Origin of the sequence: Streptomyces sp. NPDC058457, assembly GCF_042720695.1 — a bacterium.
Lineage (GTDB): Bacteria > Actinomycetota > Actinomycetes > Streptomycetales > Streptomycetaceae > Streptomyces.
Genome location: NZ_JBHXLU010000003.1, coordinates 276,102 through 296,871 on the forward strand (window position 1 = coordinate 276,102; position 20,770 = coordinate 296,871).

At 71.6% G+C, this 20,770-nt stretch carries 18 protein-coding genes; 14 read left to right on the top strand and 4 right to left on the bottom strand.

Annotation, left to right across the window (positions count from 1 at the left end):
• Positions 1-150 precede the first annotated feature (150 nt).
• Entirely contained in the window at positions 151-1,197 is a 1,047-nt protein-coding gene (locus ACFWPS_RS04835; protein WP_383700943.1) for a DMT family transporter, read from the top strand.
• Here the strand turns inward: ACFWPS_RS04835 and ACFWPS_RS04840 are convergent.
• Both ACFWPS_RS04840 and ACFWPS_RS04845 read right to left on the bottom strand, forming a co-directional pair.
• Complete coding sequence (locus ACFWPS_RS04840) at positions 1,167-1,955, bottom strand: TIGR03943 family putative permease subunit (RefSeq protein WP_383700946.1); 789 nt, start codon at positions 1,953-1,955, stop codon at positions 1,167-1,169. The two genes, ACFWPS_RS04835 and ACFWPS_RS04840, sit on opposite strands and share 31 nt — an antisense overlap.
• On the bottom strand, positions 1,952-2,950 hold the full coding sequence (locus tag ACFWPS_RS04845) for a permease (RefSeq protein ID WP_383701034.1): 999 nt from the start codon (positions 2,948-2,950) through the stop codon (positions 1,952-1,954). The genes ACFWPS_RS04840 and ACFWPS_RS04845 overlap by 4 nt, the downstream gene beginning before the upstream one ends.
• A 326-nt stretch (positions 2,951-3,276) precedes the next feature.
• Here ACFWPS_RS04845 and ACFWPS_RS04850 point away from each other — a divergent pair, with 326 nt between their 5' ends.
• The 8 genes from ACFWPS_RS04850 to ACFWPS_RS04885 are packed head-to-tail and all read left to right on the top strand — an operon-like array spanning position 3,277 to position 13,461.
• Positions 3,277-4,071, top strand: a complete 795-nt coding sequence (locus tag ACFWPS_RS04850; RefSeq protein WP_383700950.1) for a TIGR03084 family metal-binding protein — start codon at positions 3,277-3,279, stop codon at positions 4,069-4,071.
• Positions 4,068-5,786 carry an acyclic terpene utilization AtuA family protein gene (locus ACFWPS_RS04855; protein WP_383700953.1) on the top strand — a complete coding sequence of 573 codons (1,719 nt, stop codon included), beginning with the start codon at positions 4,068-4,070 and terminating at the stop codon, positions 5,784-5,786. The genes ACFWPS_RS04850 and ACFWPS_RS04855 overlap by 4 nt, the downstream gene beginning before the upstream one ends.
• Positions 5,783-7,381: an acyl-CoA carboxylase subunit beta gene (locus tag ACFWPS_RS04860; RefSeq protein ID WP_383700956.1), complete on the top strand. Its 1,599-nt coding sequence runs from the start codon at positions 5,783-5,785 to the stop codon at positions 7,379-7,381. Before ACFWPS_RS04855 ends, ACFWPS_RS04860 begins: the two co-directional genes overlap by 4 nt.
• Positions 7,382-7,389: 8 nt before the next feature.
• A complete protein-coding gene (locus ACFWPS_RS04865) occupies positions 7,390-9,231 on the top strand; it encodes a biotin carboxylase N-terminal domain-containing protein (protein WP_383700959.1) in 1,842 nt (613 codons plus the stop codon).
• A 55-nt stretch (positions 9,232-9,286) separates the two neighbouring features.
• The gene (locus ACFWPS_RS04870; protein ID WP_383700962.1) at positions 9,287-10,453 is read left to right on the top strand and encodes an acyl-CoA dehydrogenase family protein; all 1,167 of its coding nucleotides are present in this window, start codon (positions 9,287-9,289) and stop codon (positions 10,451-10,453) included.
• Between the two features lie 58 nt (positions 10,454-10,511).
• Positions 10,512-12,107, top strand: coding sequence for a 4-coumarate--CoA ligase family protein (locus ACFWPS_RS04875; protein WP_383700965.1), 1,596 nt, complete (start codon positions 10,512-10,514; stop codon positions 12,105-12,107).
• Positions 12,104-12,838 carry an enoyl-CoA hydratase family protein gene (locus tag ACFWPS_RS04880; RefSeq protein WP_383700968.1) on the top strand — a complete coding sequence of 245 codons (735 nt, stop codon included), beginning with the start codon at positions 12,104-12,106 and terminating at the stop codon, positions 12,836-12,838. The genes ACFWPS_RS04875 and ACFWPS_RS04880 overlap by 4 nt, the downstream gene beginning before the upstream one ends.
• Positions 12,839-12,846: 8 nt before the next feature.
• Entirely contained in the window at positions 12,847-13,461 is a 615-nt protein-coding gene (locus ACFWPS_RS04885) for a TetR/AcrR family transcriptional regulator (RefSeq protein ID WP_383700971.1), read from the top strand.
• A 93-nt stretch (positions 13,462-13,554) separates the two neighbouring features.
• Here the strand turns inward: ACFWPS_RS04885 and ACFWPS_RS04890 are convergent, their stop codons facing one another.
• The gene (locus ACFWPS_RS04890) at positions 13,555-14,655 is read right to left on the bottom strand and encodes a citrate synthase 2 (RefSeq protein WP_383700974.1); all 1,101 of its coding nucleotides are present in this window, start codon (positions 14,653-14,655) and stop codon (positions 13,555-13,557) included.
• A gap of 121 nt (positions 14,656-14,776) precedes the next feature.
• On the opposite strand from ACFWPS_RS04890, the gene pdxH reads away from it, so the two are divergent.
• The 4 genes from pdxH (at position 14,777) to ACFWPS_RS04910 (ending at position 18,420) form a co-directional block, all read left to right on the top strand.
• The gene (gene pdxH / locus ACFWPS_RS04895) at positions 14,777-15,490 is read left to right on the top strand and encodes a pyridoxamine 5'-phosphate oxidase (RefSeq protein ID WP_383700977.1); all 714 of its coding nucleotides are present in this window, start codon (positions 14,777-14,779) and stop codon (positions 15,488-15,490) included.
• 346 nt (positions 15,491-15,836) lie between these two features.
• Complete coding sequence (locus ACFWPS_RS04900; RefSeq protein WP_383700980.1) at positions 15,837-16,292, top strand: hypothetical protein; 456 nt, start codon at positions 15,837-15,839, stop codon at positions 16,290-16,292.
• A gap of 131 nt (positions 16,293-16,423) precedes the next feature.
• Complete coding sequence (locus ACFWPS_RS04905) at positions 16,424-16,858, top strand: GNAT family N-acetyltransferase (RefSeq protein ID WP_383700983.1); 435 nt, start codon at positions 16,424-16,426, stop codon at positions 16,856-16,858.
• A 140-nt stretch (positions 16,859-16,998) separates the two neighbouring features.
• The gene (locus ACFWPS_RS04910; protein ID WP_383700986.1) at positions 16,999-18,420 is read left to right on the top strand and encodes a PAS domain-containing protein; all 1,422 of its coding nucleotides are present in this window, start codon (positions 16,999-17,001) and stop codon (positions 18,418-18,420) included.
• A 13-nt stretch (positions 18,421-18,433) separates the two neighbouring features.
• Here ACFWPS_RS04910 and ACFWPS_RS04915 read toward each other — a convergent pair whose 3' ends face one another.
• Entirely contained in the window at positions 18,434-19,189 is a 756-nt protein-coding gene (locus ACFWPS_RS04915; RefSeq protein WP_383700989.1) for an SIS domain-containing protein, read from the bottom strand.
• Between the two features lie 372 nt (positions 19,190-19,561).
• Between ACFWPS_RS04915 and ACFWPS_RS04920 the strand changes: the two genes are divergently transcribed.
• The gene (locus ACFWPS_RS04920; protein ID WP_089101919.1) at positions 19,562-20,254 is read left to right on the top strand and encodes a metal-dependent transcriptional regulator; all 693 of its coding nucleotides are present in this window, start codon (positions 19,562-19,564) and stop codon (positions 20,252-20,254) included.
• Positions 20,255-20,770: the final 516 nt, after the last annotated feature.

The following is a 20,770-nucleotide window of genomic DNA, read 5'->3' on the forward strand; positions in this document are numbered from 1 at the left end:
GGGCGAGGCCGAACGTGTTTCGCGACTTTCCCGACGGCTCGGCATCTCAGCATCCAGGACAGTTCCATAAGGGGTTCACGCGCCTGTCCAAGTCCATTACCCTGGACTGAGAAGTGCATCGTACTGAACAACGAATCTCCTGGACCGCCCGTGACCACCCCCAGCACCTCACAGCCGACGCCGACGCCCGCGTCCGCCCCGGTGTCCGCGCCCGCCGCCACCGGCATCCCGGGCCGGCTCGGCTCGTTCGGTCCCGTCGGGCTGGTCCTGGCCGGAGGGATCTCCGTACAGTTCGGCGGCGCCCTCGCGGTGACCCTGATGCCCAGGGCGGGCGCGCTCGGCGTGGTGACCCTGCGGCTCCTCGCGGCCGCCGTGGTCCTGCTCGTCGTCTGCCGGCCCCGGCTGCGCGGCCACTCCCGCACCGACTGGGGCACGGTGATCGTCTTCGGCATCACCATGGGCGCGATGAACGGCCTCTTCTACGAGGCCGTCGACCGCATCCCGTTGGGCCCCGCCGTCACCCTGGAGGTGCTGGGCCCGCTCGCCCTGTCCGTACTGGCCTCCCGGCGTGCGATCAACGCACTGTGGGCGGGACTGGCCCTGGCCGGCGTCTTCCTGCTCGGCGGCGGAGGCTTCGGGGATCTCGACCCCACAGGTGTCGCCCTCGCCCTGGCGGCCGGCGCCATGTGGGCCACCTATATCGTCTTCAGTGCCCGTACGGGCCGCCGCTTCCCGCAGGCCGACGGCCTCGCCCTGGCCATGGCGGTCGCGGCACTGCTGATCCTCCCGCTCGGCATCGCCGAGGCCGGCAGCAGGCTGCTGGACCCGACCACCGTCGCCCTCGGCTCGTCGGTCGCGATCCTCTCCTCGGTCCTGCCCTACACCCTCGAACTCCTCGCGCTGCGCCGCATGCCCGCCCACACCTTCGCCGTCCTCATGAGCCTGGAACCGGCCATCGCCGCCACCGCCGGTTTCCTCATCCTCGACCAGGCCCTGACGGCCACCCAGTCGGCCGCCATCGCCCTCGTCGTCGCGGCGAGCATCGGGGCGGTCCGTTCCCAGGTGGGACGCGGCCGGCGGCCGGCGGGCGGTGCACAGCCGGACTCGGCGGGCGGCGTCCGGACCGAGCCGGTGGGCGGTGTCCTGCCGGAGCCGGTGGCCGGTGTTCAGCCGGAGGGGAAGGGTAGCGCGTCCTGATAGCCGTTCGAGGGCCGCTGGATCTTCTTCACCGTCTGGGCGTCCAGCGCGACCGGCGCGGACTTCGTGCCCAGTTTCCCGCCGGGATGCCAGTTGCCCGTGACGGACACCCAGGTGTTGGCGGCCGGGATGCTCTCGCTGTAGATCCGCACCTTCACGGACTGCGCGTCGGCCGCGCAGCAGGAGATGATGATCCGGGTCAGATCCCAGCTCCCGCCGCCCGGGACGGGTGTGACCAGCCCGCTCATCTCCACGGTCCGCGCCTTGATGGCCAGCGTGCGGTCCTGCTGCACACGGGTGGTGAAGTCCGTGAGCGTGATGGGCAGCGGTGAGGTCTTCGGCAGCGGATCGAAGTCGTCCTGCTCCGCCACGACCTTGGCGGGCTGCCGGGCGGCGGTGTACGCGCCGAGCGCCGGCGGGGCGTAGAAGAGCAGGCTCAGTGCGGGGAGCAGGAGCAGCCAGGCGACCCGGGGGACGGCCGAGTGGTCGTGACCATGGTGGTGTTCCGACTCGTCGTGTGGTCCGGCGCCATGTGCGTGGGCGCCATGTGCGGGGCCGCCATGCCTGCCGTGCCCCTTCCCGCCCTCCCGCGTCGCAGCCTCCACGATGCCCAGCACCAGCAGCACGAACCCGGACGCGATCAGCAGCGGCCGCATCCCGGGCTTGACGTAGCGCAGGCACAGGTCGGTGAAGAGCGAGGCGTGCAGCAGGCCGAGGCCGCTGAGGACCAGCAGGGTCACCTGAAGCGGACGTCTCACAACAGCACCCCTCCGACCAGCACACTGCACAGGACCGCGACGACCGTCGTGGCGGTCGAGAAGCGGGCCGCGAAGGCCCGGCCGAACGTGCCCGCCTGCAACGCGATCAGCTTGAGGTCGACCATGGGGCCGACCACCATGAACGCCAGCCGGGCGGTGGGCGAGAAACCCGTGAGCGACGACGCCACGAACGCGTCCGCCTCCGAGCACACCGCGAGGATGACCGCCAGCGCGGCCAGGAACAGCACCGACAGCCAGGGCGAACCGGAGAAGGTGTCGAGCACCGACCGCGGTACGGCCACGTTGAAGGTGGCCGCGGCCATGGCGCCGACCACCAGGAAACCGCCGGCCTGGAGGAAGTCGTGCTGGAAGCCGCGCCGGAACTCCGTCCAGCGGTTGTGCCCCGGCTGGTGCCCGGTGTGCCGTACGGCGGGCCGCAGCCACTCCTCCCGCCCCAGCCAGAGCCACAGCCAGCCCATCACGGCGGCGGTGACCAGCGAGGCGACCAGCCGGGCCAGCACCATGAGGGGGGTGCCGGGGAAGGCGATGGCGGTGGCGGTCAGCACCACCGGGTTGATGGCGGGCGCGGAGAGCAGGAAGGCGAAGGCGGCGGCCGGGGTGACCCCGCGCCCGATCAGGCTGTTCGCCACCGGCACCGACGCGCACTCGCACCCAGGCAGTACGACCCCGGCGACTCCGGCGACCGGCACGGCGAGCGCGGGCCGCTTCGGCAGCAGCCGTGTGAACACCCGCTCCGGCACGAACGCGTTGATCGCCCCGGACAGTGCCGTGCCGAGCAGCAGAAACGGGGTCGCCTGCACGATCACGGCGAGACACACCGTCTGCCAGGCCTGCAACGCGGCCTTGCTGACGCCCTGGCCCACGAGGAAGAGAGCGGTACCGGGCACGACGGCGGCGGCCACGAGGAGGAGCGGCCAGAAGCGGGGAGGTTCGCGCGGGGGCGGATCCTCGATCCCCGCGTCACCCGAGTCCACCGGGTAGCCGCCTACCCCGCCTGCCGGGTAGCCGCCTGCCGCGGGTGTCACGACGGCGGTCGTCTCCACCCCTGCGGCGAGTTCATCTGTCCTCCGCACGCCCCGCACGCCTCACACATCACTCCATCGCCGGATGTTCGCATCGAACATAGGGCATGGCGGTCCCTCCGCCACGCCGCGCTGTCCCAAGGATTGCCCCAGGGTGACTCCGGATGTCGCCAAGGAGCGCCGCCCCGGGGCGGCGGGCCCGCGCTCCGGGCCACGGCTCCGCCAAATTCATGCAAGCATGCTTGATTGTTTCCGGGGTCGCTGCCATGCTCCTCCCCATGTCCGATCCGACGCCCGTCATCGACGACCTGCGTGAGGAGAGTGCGGAACTCGACCGGCTGGTGGCCGAGTTGACGCCCGAGCAGTGGGCTCTTGCCACGCCCGCGCCCCGCTGGACCGTCGCCCACCAGATCGCCCACCTCGCCTGGACCGACCACTCCTCGCTGCTGGCCGTGACCGATCAGGACGCCTTCGCCCGTGAGGTCGAGAAGGCGCTGACCGCACCCGGGGACTTCGTGGACAACGGGGCGGAGGACGGCGCCGCCAAGCCCCCCGCCCAGTTGCTGGCGGACTGGCGTGCCGGGCGCGAGGCCCTGGACCAGGCGCTGCGCGCGGCACCCGTGCGGGCACGGTTCCCCTGGTACGGCCCCCCTATGTCGGTCGCCTCCATGGCCACCGCCCGGCTGATGGAGACCTGGGCGCACGGCCTGGACATCGCGGACGCGCTGGGTGTGACCCGCACCCCCACCGACCGGCTCCGGCACATCGCCCGGCTCGGCGTCCGCACCCGCGACTTCGCCTTCGGCGTGCACGGACTGCCCGTGCCGTTCGAGGAGTTCCGCGTCGAACTGACCGCCCCGTCCGGCGAGCTGTGGACGTACGGTCCCGGTGACGCCGACGACCGCGTCACCGGACCGGCCCTCGACTTCTGTCTCCTGGTCACCCAGCGCGCCCACCGCGCCGACCTCGTCCTCGAAGCCGTCGGCCCGGACGCCGACCGCTGGCTGGACGTCGCCCAGGCCTTCGCGGGCCCGCCCGGCCCCGGCCGCACCCCGAAGGGCGGCACCCCGTGACCCTGCGCATAGGCAACGCCTCCGGCTTCTACGGCGACCGCTTCGACGCGCTGCGCGAGATGCTCACCGGCGGCGAACTCGACGTCCTCACCGGCGACTACCTCGCCGAGCTGACCATGCTCATCCTGGGCCGCGACCGCCTCAAGGACCCCGCCGCCGGATACGCCCGTACCTTCCTGCGCCAGCTGGAGGACTGCCTGGGCCTGGCCCACGAGCGGGGCGTGCGGATCGTCACCAACGCCGGCGGCCTGAACCCGGCCGGACTCGCCGGTGCCGTACGGCAGCTGGCCGACCGGCTCGGGATACCTGTGCGCGTCGCACATGTGGAGGGCGACGACCTGACCGCCGCCCACCCCGGCAGCCTCGCTGCCCACGCCTACCTCGGCGGCTTCGGGATCGCCGAATGCCTGCGGGCCGGCGCCGACATCGTGGTCACCGGCCGGGTCACCGACGCGGCCCTGGTCACCGGCCCCGCCGCCGCCCACTTCGGCTGGCCGGCCAGGGAGTACGACAGGCTCGCGGGCGCCGTCGTCGCCGGGCACGTCCTGGAGTGCGGTACCCAGGCCACCGGCGGCAACTACGCGTTCTTCGCCGAAGCGGGAGCAGGAGCAGGAGCAGGAGCCGGAGCGGGAGCGGGCCGCGACGTCCGACGTCCCGGCTTCCCGCTAGCCGAACTCCACGAGGACGGCAGCTGCGTCATCACCAAGCACCCCGGCACCGGCGGCTTCGTCGACGTCGGCACGGTCACCGCCCAGCTGCTGTACGAGACCGGCGGCGCCCGGTACGCGGGCCCCGACGTCACCGCCCGCCTGGACAGCGTCCGGCTGAGCCAGGACGGCCCGGACCGGGTGCGGATCGAGGGCGTACGAGGCGAGGCACCGCCCCCCACCCTCAAGGTCGGCCGCAACCGGCTGGGCGGCTTCCGCAACGAGGTCGTCTTCGTGCTCACCGGGCTCGACATCGAGGCGAAGGCAGCCCTGGTGCGGGACCAGATGGCCGACGCGCTCGCCAAGTCCCCGCCGTCCGGGGTCCGCTGGGAGCTGGTCCGCACCGACCGCCCCGACGCGGACACCGAGGAGACCGCCAGCGCGCTGCTCCGGCTCGTCGTACGGGACCGGGATCAGGAGACCGTCGGCCGGGCGCTTAGCGCGGCCGCCGTGGAACTGGCCCTCGCCAGCTACCCCGGCTTCCATGTGCTCGCACCACCGGGGAAGGGCGCCCCCTATGGCGTCTTCGAGGATGTGTACGTCCCCCAGGGCGAGGTGCCCCATGTGGCCGTCCTCCATGACGGGCGACGGATCCCCGTGCCGCCGGCCCAGGACACCCTCGTACTCCAGGACCCGCCCGAACCACCGCTGCCCGAGCCGTACCCGGCCGGTGGTCCCACCCGGCGGGCACCCCTCGGGCTCGTCGCCGGGGCCCGCAGCGGCGACAAGGGCGGCAACGCCAATGTCGGCGTCTGGGCGCGCTCGGACGAGGCCTGGCGCTGGCTCGCGCACGCCCTGACCGCCGACACCTTCCGCCGCCTGCTCCCCGAGACCGCCGAGTTGACGGTCACCCGGCACATCCTCCCCAACCTCCGCGCCGTCAACTTCACCGTCGAGGGCGTGCTCGGCGAGGGGGTGGCCGCCCAACACCGATTCGACCCCCAGGCCAAGGCCCTCGGCGAATGGCTCCGCTCCCGCCACCTGGACATCCCGGAGGCCCTGCTGTGACGGTCATCGAGACCACCCTCGACACGAACACCCCCGACTTCCGGGCGAACCGCGACGCCATGCTCGCCAAGCTCACCGACCTGGAGGCCGAGCACACCAAGGCCCTCGCGGGCGGCGGCGCGAAGTACGTCGAACGGCATCGGGGGCGCGGCAAGCTCCTGGCCCGCGAGCGCATCGAACTCCTCCTCGACCCCGACACGCCCTTCCTGGAGCTGTCCCCGCTGGCCGCCTGGGGCAGCGACTACGCCGTCGGCGCCTCGCTGGTCACCGGCATCGGGACCGTCGAAGGCGTGGAGTGCCTGATCACCGCCAACGACCCGACCGTGCGCGGCGGCGCCAGCAACCCCTGGTCACTGAAGAAGGCCCTGCGCGCCAACGACATCGCCCTCGCCAACCGGCTGCCCTGCATCAGCCTGGTCGAGTCGGGAGGTGCCGATCTGCCGTCCCAGAAGGAGATATTCATCCCCGGAGGCGCCATCTTCCGGGACCTCACCCGGCTCTCGGCCGCAGGCATCCCCACCATCGCCGTCGTCTTCGGCAACTCCACCGCCGGCGGCGCCTACATCCCCGGCATGTCCGACCACGTGATCATGGTCAAGGAGCGCGCCAAGGTCTTCCTCGGCGGACCGCCCCTGGTGAAGATGGCCACCGGCGAGGAGAGCGACGACGAGTCGCTGGGCGGCGCGGAGATGCACGCGCGTGTGTCGGGCCTCGCCGACTACTTCGCCGTCGACGAACCGGACGCGCTCCGGCAGGCCCGGCGCGTGGTGGCCCGCCTCAACCACCGCAAGGCCCACCCCGACCCCGGCCCCACCGAACCGCCCAAGTATGCGGCCGACGAGCTTCTGGGCATCGTCCCCGGCGACCTGAAGATCCCCTTCGACCCGCGCGAGGTGATCGCCCGCCTGGTCGACGCCTCCGACTTCGACGAGTTCAAGCCGCTGTACGGCACCAGCCTCGCCACCGGCTGGGCGAGCCTGCACGGCTACCCGGTCGGCATCCTGGCGAACGCGCAGGGCGTGCTGTTCAGCCAGGAGTCCCAGAAGGCCGCCCAGTTCATCCAGCTCGCCAACCAGCGCGACATCCCCCTCCTCTTCCTCCACAACACCACCGGCTACATGGTCGGCAAGGAGTACGAGCAGGGCGGCATCATCAAACACGGCGCCATGATGATCAACGCGGTCAGCAACAGCCGCGTCCCGCACCTCTCCGTCCTCATGGGCGCCTCCTACGGCGCCGGGCACTACGGCATGTGCGGACGCGCCTACGACCCCCGCTTCCTGTTCGCCTGGCCCAGCGCCAAGTCGGCCGTGATGGGCCCGCAGCAGCTCGCCGGTGTCCTCTCGATCGTCGCCCGCCAGTCGGCCGCCGCGAAGGGCCAGCCGTACGACGAGGACGGCGACGCGGCCCTGCGCGCCATGGTCGAGCAGCAGATCGAGTCCGAGTCGCTGCCCAAGTTCCTGTCCGGGCGGCTGTACGACGACGGCGTCATCGACCCGCGCGACACCCGCACCGTCCTCGGCCTGTGCCTGTCCGCCATCCACACCGCCCCCTACGAAGGCGCGCGGGGCGGCTTCGGCGTCTTCCGGATGTGAGGGATCACGTGATTTCGACCCTGCTCGTCGCCAACCGCGGCGAGATCGCCTGCCGGATCTTCCGCACCTGCGCCGAACTCGGCATCCGCACGGTCGCCGTGCACTCGGACGCCGACGAGAACGCGCTGCACGCGCGCGTGGCCGACACCGCCGTACGGCTGCCGGGCGCGACACCCGCCGACACCTACCTGCGCGCCGACCTGGTGGTGAAGGCCGCCGTGAGCGCCGGCGCGGACGCCGTGCACCCCGGGTACGGCTTCCTCTCCGAGAACGCCGACTTCGCACGCGCCGTCCTCGACGCCGGCCTGGTCTGGATCGGGCCGCCCCCGGAGGCCATCGATGCGATGGCGTCCAAGACCCGCGCCAAGGAACTGATGGGGATCGCACCCCTGGGCGAGGTGGCCGAGTCCGACCTGCCGGTGCTGGTCAAGGCGGCCGCCGGCGGCGGCGGGCGCGGCATGCGCATCGTGCGCCGCCTCGACGAGCTGAGCGCCGCGCTGGAGGGCGCACGCGCCGAGGCCACCAGCGCCTTCGGCGACGGCGAGGTCTTCGTCGAGCCCTACATCGAACGCGGCCGACACGTCGAGGTGCAGATCCTCGCCGACACCCACGGCACGGTGTGGCCGCTCGGCACCCGCGACTGCTCACTCCAGCGCAGGCACCAGAAGGTCATCGAGGAAGCACCGGCACCCGGCCTCCCCGAGGGGCTGGTGAAGGAGCTGCACGCACTGGCCGTACGCGCCGCCCGCTCCGTCGCGTACGTCGGCGCGGGCACCGTCGAGTTCCTCGTCGCCGACGGCAGGGCGCACTTCCTGGAGATGAACACCCGCCTCCAGGTCGAACACCCCGTCACCGAGGCCGTCTTCGACCTCGACCTGGTCGCGGAACAGATCCGTGTCGCCGAGGGCCACGCCCTCCCCCTCGACGCCCCACGCGCGCGTGGCCACGCGATCGAGGCCCGCCTCTACGCCGAGGACCCCGCCCGCGGCTGGGCCCCGCAGACCGGCACCCTGCACCGCCTCGCCGTACCGGACAGCGTCCGCCTGGACACCGGCTACACCGACGGCGACGAGATCGGCGTCCACTACGACGCGATGCTCGCGAAAGTCGTCGCCCACGCCCCCACCCGCGCCGAGGCCCTGCGCAAACTGGCCCACGCCCTGGAGCAGGCCACCCTGCACGGCCCCGCCACCAACCGCGACCTCCTCATCCGCTCCCTGCGCCACGAGGAGTTCGCGACGGCCCGCATGGACACGGGTTTCTACGACCGTCACCTCACCCACCTCACGGCGCCCGCCCCCGACCCGCACGCCCCCCTCGCGGCCGCCCTGGCCGACGCCCACGGCCGCTCCCGCTTCGGCGGCTGGCGCAACCTGCCCTCCCAGCCCCAGACCAAGCGCTACCTGCTGGCCGGCGAGGAGCACGAGGTCCACTACCGGCACACCCGCGAGGGCCTCACGGCAGACGGCGTACGGGTCTTGCACGCCGGCGCGCGTCTGGTCGTACTCGACATCGACGGCGTACACCGCAAGTTCGAGGTGGCGAGCTATGGCGACCAGGTCCACGTCAACAACACGACCCTCACCGCCCTGCCCCGCTTCCCCGACGCCAAGGCTCAGTTGGCACCGGGTTCGCTGCTCGCGCCGATGCCGGGGACGGTCGTACGGATGGCGGAGGGCCTGGAGGAGGGGGCGTCGGTCGAGGCCGGCCAGCCCCTGCTGTGGCTGGAGGCGATGAAGATGCAGCACCAGATCACAGCACCGGTCACGGGCACGCTGAGCGAACTGCGGGTCGTGGTCGGACAACAAGTAGAGCCAGGCTCTCTACTGGCGGTAGTGCAAGCAACTTAGGGGCGCGGGGAACTGCGCGACCAGCCACACACAACCCGCACGCGAAGGAGCCACCATGCCCCCCAAAATCGAAACCGACGAACACAAGGCACTCCGCGAGGCGGTGGCGACCCTCGGCAAGAAATACGGTCGCACCTACATGACCTCGGTGATCGCCGCCGGAGGCCACCCCACCGAGCTCTGGCAGGAAGCCGGAAAACTCGGCTACCTCGGCGTCAACCTCCCGGAGGAACACGGCGGCGGAGGCGGCGGCATCACCGAACTCTCCATCGTCCTCGAAGAGCTCGGCGCCGCGGGTTCCCCGTTGCTCATGCTGGTCGTCTCACCCGCGATCTGCGGCACCGTGATCGCCCGCTTCGGCACCGACGCCCAGAAGAACCGGTGGCTGCCCGCGCTGGCGGACGGCTCCCGCCTCATGGCCTTCGGCATCACCGAACCCGACGCCGGCTCCAACTCCCACCGCATCACCACCACCGCCCGCCGCGACCCGGACACCGGCGACTGGCTGCTCACCGGCCGCAAGGTCTTCATCTCCGGCGTCGACATGGCCGACGCCGTCCTGATCGTCGGCCGCACCGAAGACGCCCGCACCGGCAGCCTCAAGCCCTGCCTGTTCATCGTCCCGACGGACGCCGAGGGCTTCCAGAAGCGCCCCATCGACATGGAACTGAGCGCCGCCGAGAAGCAGTTCGAGCTGACCCTGGACGACGTACGGCTGCCCGCCGACGCACTCGTCGGCGACGAGGACGCGGGCCTGCTGCAACTGTTCGCCGGCCTCAACCCGGAGCGCATCATGACGGCCGCGTTCGCGATCGGCATGGGCCGCTACGCCCTCTCCAAAGCGATCGAGTACGCACGCGACCGCACCGTCTGGAAGGCACCCATCGGCGCCCACCAGGCCATCGCGCACCCCCTCGCCCAGGCGCACATCGACCTCGAACTCGCCCGCCTGATGATGCAGAAAGCAGCGCACCTGTACGACGCCGGCGATGACATCGGCGCAGGCGAGGCCGCCAACATGGCGAAGTACGCGGCGGGCGAGGCATGCGTGAAGGCGGTCGACCAGGCCGTGCACACCCTCGGCGGCAACGGACTCACGCGGGAATTCGGACTCGCCTCGTTGATAACGGCCGCGCGCGTGGCTCGTATTGCTCCGGTGAGCAGGGAGATGATTCTCAACTACGTCTCCCACCAGACCCTCGGCCTGCCGAAGTCGTACTGAGATCACACTCAGGCCGTACTGAGGCCTTACTGAGGCCCTAGGCCGCCTTGGAGGAACCGTGTTCCGCAGCGAGTACGCAGACGTTCCGCCCGTAGAACTCCCCATCCACGAGGCCGTGCTGGGCCGAGCCGCCGAGTTCGGCGACGCGCCCGCCCTGATCGACGGCAACGACGGCACCACCCTCACGTACGCACAACTGGACCGGTTCCACCGGCGGCTCGCTGCCGCGTTCGCCGACGCCGGCGTCCGCAAGGGCGACGTGCTCGCCCTGCACAGCCCGAACACGGTCGCCTTCCCGACGGCGTTCTACGCGGCCACGCGCGCGGGCGCCTCGGTCACCACCGTGCACCCGCTCGCCACCCCCGAGGAGTTCGCCAAACAGCTCAAGGACTCCGCCGCCCGCTGGATCGTCACCGTCTCGCCGCTGCTGGAGACCGCCCGCCGGGCCGCCGAACTCGCCGGCGGCATAGCGGAGGTATTCGTCTGCGACAGCGCCACCGGACACCGCTCCCTGCTCGACATGCTGGCCAGTGAAGCGCCCGAGCCCCAGGTCGACATCGACCCCGTCGAGGACGTCGCCGCACTGCCGTACTCCTCCGGCACCACCGGCGTCCCCAAGGGCGTGATGCTCACCCACCGGCAGATCGCCACCAACCTCGCCCAGCTGGAGATCCCCGTCCCGTCCGGCCCCGGCGACCGCATCCTCGCCGTGCTGCCGTTCTTCCACATCTACGGCCTCACCGCGCTCATGAACGCGCCGCTGCGCAACGGCGCCACCGTCGTCGTCCTGCCCCGCTTCGAGCTGGAGACCTTCCTCGCGGCGATCCAGACCCACCGCATCACCGGCCTGTGGGTCGCCCCGCCGATCGTCCTCGCCCTCGCCAAGCACCCGCTGGTCGAGCAGTACGACCTGTCGTCCCTGAAGTACGTCATGAGCGCCGCCGCCCCCCTGGACGCCCAGCTCGCCACGGCCTGCGGCGAGCGCCTGGGCATGCCGCCGGTCGCGCAGGGCTACGGCATGACGGAACTGTCGCCCGGCACCCACATCGTCCCCCTCGACGCCCTGCGCCAGGCGCCGCCCGGCACGGTCGGCAAGCTCATCGCCGGCACCGAGATGCGGATCGTGTCGCTGGACGACCCGCACAAGGACGTCGGCGTCGGCGAGCCCGGCGAGATCGTCATCCGCGGCCCCCAGGTCATGAAGGGCTATCTCGGCCGGCCCGACGCCACCGCCGAGATGATCGACACCGACGGCTGGCTGCACACCGGGGACGTCGGCCATGTCGACGCCGACGGCTGGCTGTACGTCGTCGACCGGGTCAAGGAACTCATCAAGTACAAGGGTTTCCAGGTGGCCCCCGCCGAACTGGAGGCCCTCCTGCTCACCCACCCGGGCATCGCCGACGCCGCCGTCGTCGGCGCCTACAACGACGACGGCAACGAGATCCCGCACGCCTTCGTCGTCCGCCAGCCCACCGCCGACGACCTCACCGAGAACGAGACCATGCTGTACGTCGCCGAACGCGTCGCGCCCTACAAACGCGTCCGCAAGGTCACCTTCATCACCGGCGTGCCCCGCGCGGCCTCCGGAAAGATACTCCGCCGCGAACTGCGCGCCCTCGCGAAGACCGCGGGACCCGAGGAGCGCCCATGACGTTGATCGGACAGGCACACGCGCGTGCCGTCACCACCCTCAGCCTCGACGCCACCGCCACCCGCAACGCCCTGTCCGCCGCCCTCGTCGCCGAGCTCGCCGAGGCCCTCACCGACTGCGCCAAGGACCCCGAAGTCCGCGCCGTCGTCCTCACCCACACCGGCAACACCTTCTGCGCCGGCGCCGACCTGCGCGACCCACCCCACCCCGACACCCTGGTCGGCCTCCTCCGCCAGATCGTCGAGCTGCCCAAGCCGGTCGTCGCCCGCATCACCGGCCACGTCCGCGCGGGCGGCCTCGGCCTCCTCGCCGCCTGCGACATCGCGGCCGCCTCCACCGGGTCCACCTTCGCCTTCACGGAGGTGCGGATCGGCGTCGCCCCCGCGGTGATCTCCCTTCCCCTCCTCCCGCGCACCGACCCCCGCACCCTGGCCCGCTACTACCTCACCGGCGAACGCTTCGACCCGCCCGAGGCCGTACACCTGGGCCTCCTCACCACCACCGCCGAAGACGTCGACACCGCCCTGGCCCCCGTCCTCGACGGCCTCCGCCGCTCCTCCCCCCAGGCCCTGGCCGAGACGAAACAGCTGCTCACGGCTAGGGTGCTGGAGACATTCGACCGGGACGCGGCCACCCTCACCGCACTCTCGGCCCGGCTGTTCTCCTCCGACCAGGCCCGCGAGGGGATGACGGCCTTCCTCGAACGACGGGACGCGGCGTGGGTGGTGTGAACACGGGTGTGAGCACGGGTACGAGTACGAGCGAACGCGCGCCGAAGCAGGACCGCAGCCGCGCCACCCGGCAGCGTCTCCTGGAGGCCGCCGTGGCCTGCCTCGCCGAGCGCGGCTGGGCGGGCTCCACGGTCACCGTCGTCGCCGAACGCGCCGGCGTCTCCCGGGGCGCCGCCCAGCACCACTTCCCGACCCGCGAGGACCTCTTCACAGCCGCCGTCGAGTACGTCGCCGAGGAACGCTCCACCGCCCTCCGCGCCCTGTTCCCGCAGGGCGCGGCGGGCGACCGCAGGGCCGTCGTCTCGGCCCTCGTCGCCCTCTACACGGGCCCCCTCTTCCGCGCCGCCCTCCACCTCTGGGTCGCCGCCTCCAACGAGGACCAGCTCCGCCCCCAGGTCACCGAACTGGAGGCCCGAGTGGGCCGCGAGACCCACCGCATCGCCGTGGACCTCCTGGGCGCCGACGAGACCCGCCCCGGCGCCCGGGAAACGGTCCAGGGCCTCCTGGACATGGCGAGGGGCCTGGGCCTGGCGAACCTCCTGACGGACGACAGAGCGCGGCGGGAGCGGGTGGTCCAGCAATGGGCGGCACTACTGGACGAGGTGCTGGACAGCGCCCCGTAAGGGCGCGGGGCTGTATCTGATTTGCGGCTCCGCCGCGCGGGCGCGACCAGCCCCCACCGACCCGCACCCGCCCGCACTCCCCGGCCACCCCCCTCAGTGGGCGATATCCCCGTACCCCTCGACGTCCTGAGGCCTCCGCACCCCCGGCCCCACATACTCCGCCGACGGCCGCACCAACCGCCCCGTCCGCTTCTGCTCAAGAATGTGCGCCGACCACCCCGCCGTCCGCGCACACGTGAACATCGACGTGAACATGTGCGCCGGCACCTCCGCGAAATCCAGCATGATCGCGGCCCAGAACTCCACGTTCGTGGCCAGCACCCGGTCCGGCCGCCGATTGTGCAGCTCCTCCAGCGCCGCCTTCTCCAACGCCTCCGCGATCTCGAACCGCGGCGCGCCCAGCTCCCGTGCCGTCCGCCGCAGCACCCGCGCCCGCGGGTCCTCCGCCCGGTACACCCGGTGCCCGAACCCCATCAGCCGCTCACCCCGGTCCAGCGCCCGCTTGACGTACCCCACCGCGTCCCCGGTCCGCTCGATCTCCTCGATCATCCCGAGCACCCGGGAGGGCGCACCCCCGTGCAACGGCCCCGACATGGCCCCCACCGCACCGGACAGCGCGGCGGCGACATCGGCACCGGTCGAGGCGATCACGCGCGCCGTGAACGTGGACGCGTTCATCCCGTGCTCGGCAGCCGAGGTCCAGTAGGCGTCCACGGCCGCCACATGCTTGGGATCCGGCTCCCCACGCCACCGGATCATGAACCGCTCGACCACCGAGTGCGCCTTGTCGATCTCCCGCTGCGGCACCATCGCCAGCCCCTGCCCACGCGCGGACTGGGCGACGTACGACAGCGCCATGACCGCGGCTCGCGCCAGATCCTCCCGTGCCTGGTCCGCATCGATGTCCAGCAGCGGCTTCAGCCCCCACACCGGCGCCAGCATCGCGAGCGCCGACTGTACGTCCACCCGGATGTCACCCGAATGGACGGGGATCGGAAACGGCTCGGCCGGCGGCAGCCCCGGATTGAACGCCCCGTCGACGAGCAGCCCCCACACGTTCCCGAACGACACGTGCCCGACCAGATCCTCGATGTCGACGCCCCGGTACCGCAGGGCGCCTCCCTCCTTGTCCGGTTCGGCGATCTCCGTCTCGAACGCGACGACTCCTTCGAGCCCGGGTACGAAGTCCGACATGGGGCGGCTCCTCATGGGTGTAGGCGGAGGCAACTGCACCATAACTCCGAGTGCCAGAGTTGGGGAGCCCAGCGGCACTCAGTGCCACTCCCGCTGTCGCCCGCCGGTGCCGCACAGAGCGATGCGGCAAGATGACCGCGTGACCGATCGTGACGCCGCAGCCTCCGACGACGACCCCATCCTCGACCCCGCCGCGATGCGCAAGCACTACCGGGCCGAGGGATTCGAAGAGCACGACCTGGCCGCACATCCCATGGACCAGTTCACCCGCTGGTTCGAACAGGCCGCGCGGGCCGCCGCCGACGGCATGATCTACGAACCCAACGCGATGGTCGTCGCCACCGCCGACGCCGAGGGCCGCCCCAGCTCACGCACGGTCCTGATGAAGCAGTACGACACCCGGGGCTTCGTCTTCTACACCAACTACGACTCCCGCAAGGCCCAGGACCTCGCCGCGAACCCGTACGTCTCGCTGGTCTTCCCGTGGCACGCCATCGCCCGTCAGGTCGTCGTCACCGGCACCGCCCGCCGCACCGGCCGCGACGAGACCGCCGCCTACTTCCGCACCCGCCCGCACGGCTCCCAGCTCGGCGCCTGGGCCAGCACCCAGTCCACGGTCATCTACTCCCGCGCCGAACTCGACGCCTCGTACGCGGAGCTGAGCGCCCGCTACCCCGAGGGCGAACAGGTCCCGGTCCCCCCGCACTGGGGCGGCTTCCGCATCGCCCCCCAGACGGTCGAGTTCTGGCAGGGCCGCCAGAACCGCCTCCACGACCGCCTCCGCTACGTCGCCGACCCCGCCGGCACCTGGCACGTGGAACGCCTCAGCCCCTGACCCTCGCCGGCCCCCGAAAACGCAGACGACCCGCGAGCTCGGGTCCCTCCGCCATACGGCGGAGAAGCCGGCCGGACGTACCGGCGAGCTCGCGGGTCGGGTGACTGCATTGGATTGGGCCGGCTGCGTGTTTCGAGCACACGCTGGTCCGGCACCGCACATCGTGTGGTGGCGAGCCGTTAGCCCGCAGCCACCTCGCGCGTCCGGGTTTCACTCATGTACCCGATCACCTCCTTTCGGCGTACGGCCACACTAAGAAGCTCCTGGGACGGACTCAACTGTTTTTTGGAGATGCTTGCGGAGGCGCTTCTCGCTGGGCGTCCTGAGCTGCTCAAGGATCTTGACGGTGGGGTGGGCTGTGGGAATGGTCGAGGGTCTCTGGAAGGCCAGGGAGATGCCGCTGCGTGACGGGCTGTACCGGCCGGACGACACTGGCCTGGAGCTGCATGTTCACGGTCCGGGGGCGTACCACCCGGATGCCGGGCAGCCGATTCCCTTCCGTGTCGGAGGACCGTTCGATGTGGCCCAGGCCATCGAGGAGCACGGCATCGAGGATGTGGACACGTATTTCGAGAGCCCGCTACCGGACGGAGCAGGATGGATGTCCGGCGGGGGCGGCGGCGGGATGGGGAACATCGGCTACCTCGCCCGTCTGAACGCCGACCGCTCGTTGCGGTGGGTCGCCGTGATGTTCCACTCCAATCCCTTCGTCGGAGTGCGCTTCCAGGGCATGAGTGCCGTCTTCACCAACGACTGGGGGAATCGGCTGCTGCTCGACCTCATGAACCCCGTTCTCGTATGACCCCGCCCGTGCCCGGGCCGGTCCTCTAGCGTTCCGGGCATGACAAAGCGGCAGGTGATTCTCAGTGGGTCCGTGTTCGAGGAGGAGATCGGGGTTTACGCACGGCGGTCGGCAGAAGCGGAGGGTGACGCGTGAGTGATCTTCGACTGGTCCTCGTCAGCGGCGCCGGGGCGCTGGAGAAGTGGCGGTATGTGCACAACGTCGTCGTGCCGTCGGCCGCGATGTCGGCGGAGGAGGCGCAGGAGCGGCTCGCTCGGGGGTATCGGCTGGAGAACGCCTACGACGGGGATGTGCTCGTGGGGTGTTCGACCGTGCGGCCCGCGGTGGACGGGGTGGTGACCGTGATCGCGCGGGTGTTGCCGGAGTTTCGGCGACGGGGGTTCGGTACGGCCCTGTACGAGCATGCGCTCGCGGGGGTGCAGGGGGCCGAGGTCGTCGAGACGTGTGTGCTGGGCGTCAATGAGGACGGGTTGCGGTTCGCCCGGCGGTGTGGGTTCGTCGAGGTCGAGCGGTATGTGCTCGACGGGGAGAGCGACGAGTGGGTGGATCTGCGGCTCGCGCTGTGAAGCGGCGGTGGACGGCGGGTTGCAACGATTCCTTCAATCTTGCGGGAACACAGTGTGGGCTGCGTCACGTTCGAGTTGAATGAAGGGCAGCGAGTGAACCGACGCGCCGTGCGTGCGGACGCAGCCTGATGGGGGTCCAGGTGAGTGCTTCCCGGCGTAGTGGGGCCACGGACGAGCTGGGGCCCGACGAGCCCGAGCCGGAACCGGAGCGGGATGCTCCGGAGGACTCGGGCGGCTCCGACCTGCTCGCCGCGCTGCTCGACGGCATGGACGCGGCGCTGTGCGCCTTCGACGCCGACGGCTTCGTCACCCACTGGAACCGTGAGGCCGAGCGGATCCTGGGGTGGACGGCGGTCGAGGCGGTGGGCCGGCACGGGTTCGCCGGGTGGGCGGTGCGTGAGGCGGACGCGGATGAGGTCGAGGGGCGGCTGTTGTCCGCCATGCACGCGCCCGGGCGCCAGGTGCACGAGTTCGCGCTGCTCACCAAGGACGGCGGGCGGGTCCTCGTACGGACGCAGTCGGCGGCCGTGCGCGGGCCGGACGGGAAGCCGGCGGGTGTGTACTGCGCGTTCAGCGAGGTGCACGCGCAGATCGACCTGGAGCGGTCCATCGCGCTCAGCGAGGCCCTGTTCGAGGACGCTGCCTGGGGTGTCGTCCTCGTCGACGCCGACCTGCGGCCCGCCGTCGTCAACGCGCATGCCGCGCGGGCGCTCGGTATCGGGCGTACGTCGGCGCTCGGGCGGCCGCTGGGGGAGTTGCTCGCGCTGGGTGTGGAGGACCTGGAGAGCGCGCTCACGCATGTGCTGGCCGAGGGGGCGCCGCCGGCGCCGGCCGAGATGTGGGTGAGCGTGCGGACGCCGGAGGGCGAGCAGCGGCGCTGCTGGCGCTCCGGGTTCCTGCGGCTGGCGTCGCCGCTCGCGGAGGAGCCGGTGCCGCTCGGGGTGGGCTGGCTGTTCCTGGACGTCACGGAGGCCAAGCACGCCGAGCAGGAGGCGGCCATGCTGCGCTTCCGCGCCAACCAGTTGCATCGCGCGGCCCGTGCGGCGGCCGAGTGCGAGGACCCGGCGGAGGCGGCGACCGTCCATCTGGACTTCGCGCTGGCCGGGTTCGCCGACCACGCGGTGATCGACCGGGTGGTGGGCGGTTCCCGGGCCGACGGGGAGGTGGGGCCGGTCCGGCTGGTGCGGATCGCGGCCACGCCGGCCGGGACGCCGGGGCCGAGCATGCTGACGGGTGCGGCGGGGCTGCCGGTGCGCTACGAGGAGGGGCATCCGGCGTTGCAGTGCGTGGCGCGGGCCGGGAGTGTGCGGGCGGACGCCGGCTCGGTGCCGCTGGACCGGGCGCGGGCCTGGGCACTGGACCGGCAGTGGCCCGGTGACGTGGTGCACGCGTTGTGCGCGGTGCTGCGCAGCCGGGGGCGGACGCTGGGCGTCGTGACGTTCCTGCGCGGGTCGGCCCGCAACCGCTTCGAGCGCGCGGACGCGACGTACGCGGAGGACGTGGCCGTACGCATCGCGACCGCGCTGGACCTCGCCCACCTCGAGAAGGACCGGCAGCAGTAGCGGTCGTAGCGGCTCAGTGCTGGTAGAAGATCCGGTCGCGGTACTCCTCGAACACGCGGGCGTTCCATTCGTGGCCGCCGTCGACGTTGCCGGAGCGCAGCAGCGGGGGTTCGGTGCCGCGGTCGGCGAGGGTCGCCGCGGTGGTGGCCAGGACCGCCTGGAGCAGGGCGCTGGTGACGACCGTGGAGGCGGGCGCGAAGGGTGCCGGGATGGTGTCGAGGGTGAGCTCGGCGTCCCCGACGGCGATCTTCGAGTCGAGGACGACGTCGCAGTGGTCCTTGAGGTAGGTGCCGGAGGAGTGCCGGGAGGTGGTCTCGGTGGCGTACGCCACGGAGGTCACGCCGATGACCTTGGCGCCGCGCCGGCGGGCCTCGACGGCCATCTCGACGGGCAGGGCGTTGCGGCCGGACAGGGAGATGATCACGAGGGCGTCGCCGGCGCGCAGGGGTGAGGTGTCGAGGACGGCGGTGGCGAGTCCGTCGACCCGTTCCAGGCGGGAGCCGAGGGTGGCGGGCATCACGTCGACGCCGACGAGGCCGGGGGCGGCGAGGAGGTTCATGAGGGCGAGCCCGCCGGCACGGTAGACGACGTCCTGGGCGGCGAGGGAGGAGTGCCCGGCGCCGAAGGCGAAGAGCCGGCCGCCGGAGGTGACGGTGTCGGCGAGGAGGGTGCCGGCGGTGGTGATGGCCTCGGCCTCCTCGTCGCGGACCCGTTGCAGGAGGCCGATGGCGGCGTCGAAGAACAGGTCGGCGGGCGTGCCGTCGCTCATGCGGTGCCCCTTCGCAGCGTCAGCGTCAGCGTGTGTGTCGCGGATCACCCTCAGGTCTGGACCAGGTCGGTGTCAATACGGCCTGTGCGGGGGCCGGGGGCGCGGGGCCGGGGGTGGGGACGCTTGCCGGCGCCGGCAGGGTGCCGCTGACAAGGCGCCCGCAGCTGTAGCGCCCCTTAGGGGCGCGGGGCTGTACTTGATTTGCGGCTCCGCCGCGTGGGCGCGACCAGCCCCCACCGGCCCGCAGGTGACGGACTGCCCGCACCCCCCGTTTTTCCGGTGTCCCCCGCTTGTCAGTGGGATCCGGCAGAATTGGTTGCAGGGCCAGCGCACGCCGCCGGGGCTTCCGGCAAAGGTAATCGAGGGGCACGTATGTCCGGACTGATCGACACCACGGAGATGTATCTCCGCACCATCCTCGAGCTCGAAGAGGAAGGCGTGGTCCCCATGCGCGCCCGCATCGCGGAGCGGCTCGACCAGAGTGGGCCGACGGTGAGCCAGACGGTGGCGCGGATGGAGCGGGACGGTCTGGTGTCCGTGGCCAGTGACCGCCATCTGGAGCTGACCGACGAGGGCCGCCGGCTGGCGACGCGCGTGATGCGCAAGCACCGCCTCGCCGAGTGCCTGCTGGTCGACGTGATCGGCCTGGAGTGGGAGCAGGTGCACGCCGAGGCGTGTCGCTGGGAGCACGTGATGAGCGAGGCGGTGGAGCGGCGCGTCCTGGAGCTGCTGCGGCATCCGACCGAGTCGCCGTACGGCAACCCGATCCCGGGGCTGGAGGAGCTGGGCGAGAAGGACGGCGCGGATCCGTTCCTCGACGAGAGCATGGTGTCGCTGGCCGACCTGGACCCGGGCACGGACGGCAAGACGGTGGTCGTGCGCCGGATCGGCGAGCCCATCCAGACCGACGCGCAGCTGATGTACACGTTGCGGCGGGCGGGTGTGCAGCCCGGTTCGGTGGTGAGCGTGACGGAGGCGGCCGGCGGGGTGCTGGTGGGCAGCGGCGGCGAGGCGGCCGAGCTGGAGGCGGACGTCGCCTCCCACGTGTTCGTCGCCAAGCGGTGAGTGCCGCCCGCTGAGCGCCGTCTGCTGAGCACCGTAACCGGAGCATCGTTCAACTTCCGTTGCTCGTGGGGAAGTTGACGCCTTCTTTCGACGTCTTGCCCGCGTGTGTCGAACGCGTCGAATCCAAGATTCAGTGCGCCGAATCGCAGCGCTGGAACGTTTCGCGTGCAAGGCTGTCGCGAGAGGCATATGACCTGAGGGGGGCGGGGAGGATGTGCCGAAGACGTGGACAAGAACATGCGCGTGGACGTGGGATTGGCCCCGGCACCTTTCGGTACCGGGGCCTGTCCTCCCCAGTGCTGACCCGGAGCCCCGAGCTCTCAGGGTCATCCCCTCGGACCGCTTTCCCCGAGCGGCCCGCCCCCCGCAGAACAAATCCCCCCGGCGACGCCGATCATGCCTGGGGAGGGGTCACTCGAATGAGGGGTGTTGCCCGCAGGAACCCGATTTTCGAATAGAGGTTCGATAGTCTGTGGTGGTACCGAACCACCACGAAGCGATACGAGGCGACACTAG

Bases quoted from the DNA above. Each gene is read 5' to 3' on its own strand.
- ACFWPS_RS04920 (WP_089101919.1), top strand. From the start codon at position 19,562: ATGTCCGGACTGATCGACACCACGGAGATGTATCTCCGCACCATCCTC.
- ACFWPS_RS04870 (WP_383700962.1), top strand. From the start codon at position 9,287: ATGCCCCCCAAAATCGAAACCGACGAACACAAGGCACTCCGCGAGGCG.
- pdxH (WP_383700977.1), top strand. From the start codon at position 14,777: ATGCGGCAAGATGACCGCGTGACCGATCGTGACGCCGCAGCCTCCGAC.
- ACFWPS_RS04880 (WP_383700968.1), top strand. From the start codon at position 12,104: ATGACGTTGATCGGACAGGCACACGCGCGTGCCGTCACCACCCTCAGC.
- ACFWPS_RS04890 (WP_383700974.1), bottom strand. From the start codon at position 14,655: ATGTCGGACTTCGTACCCGGGCTCGAAGGAGTCGTCGCGTTCGAGACG.
- ACFWPS_RS04915 (WP_383700989.1), bottom strand. From the start codon at position 19,189: ATGAGCGACGGCACGCCCGCCGACCTGTTCTTCGACGCCGCCATCGGC.
- ACFWPS_RS04850 (WP_383700950.1), top strand. From the start codon at position 3,277: ATGTCCGATCCGACGCCCGTCATCGACGACCTGCGTGAGGAGAGTGCG.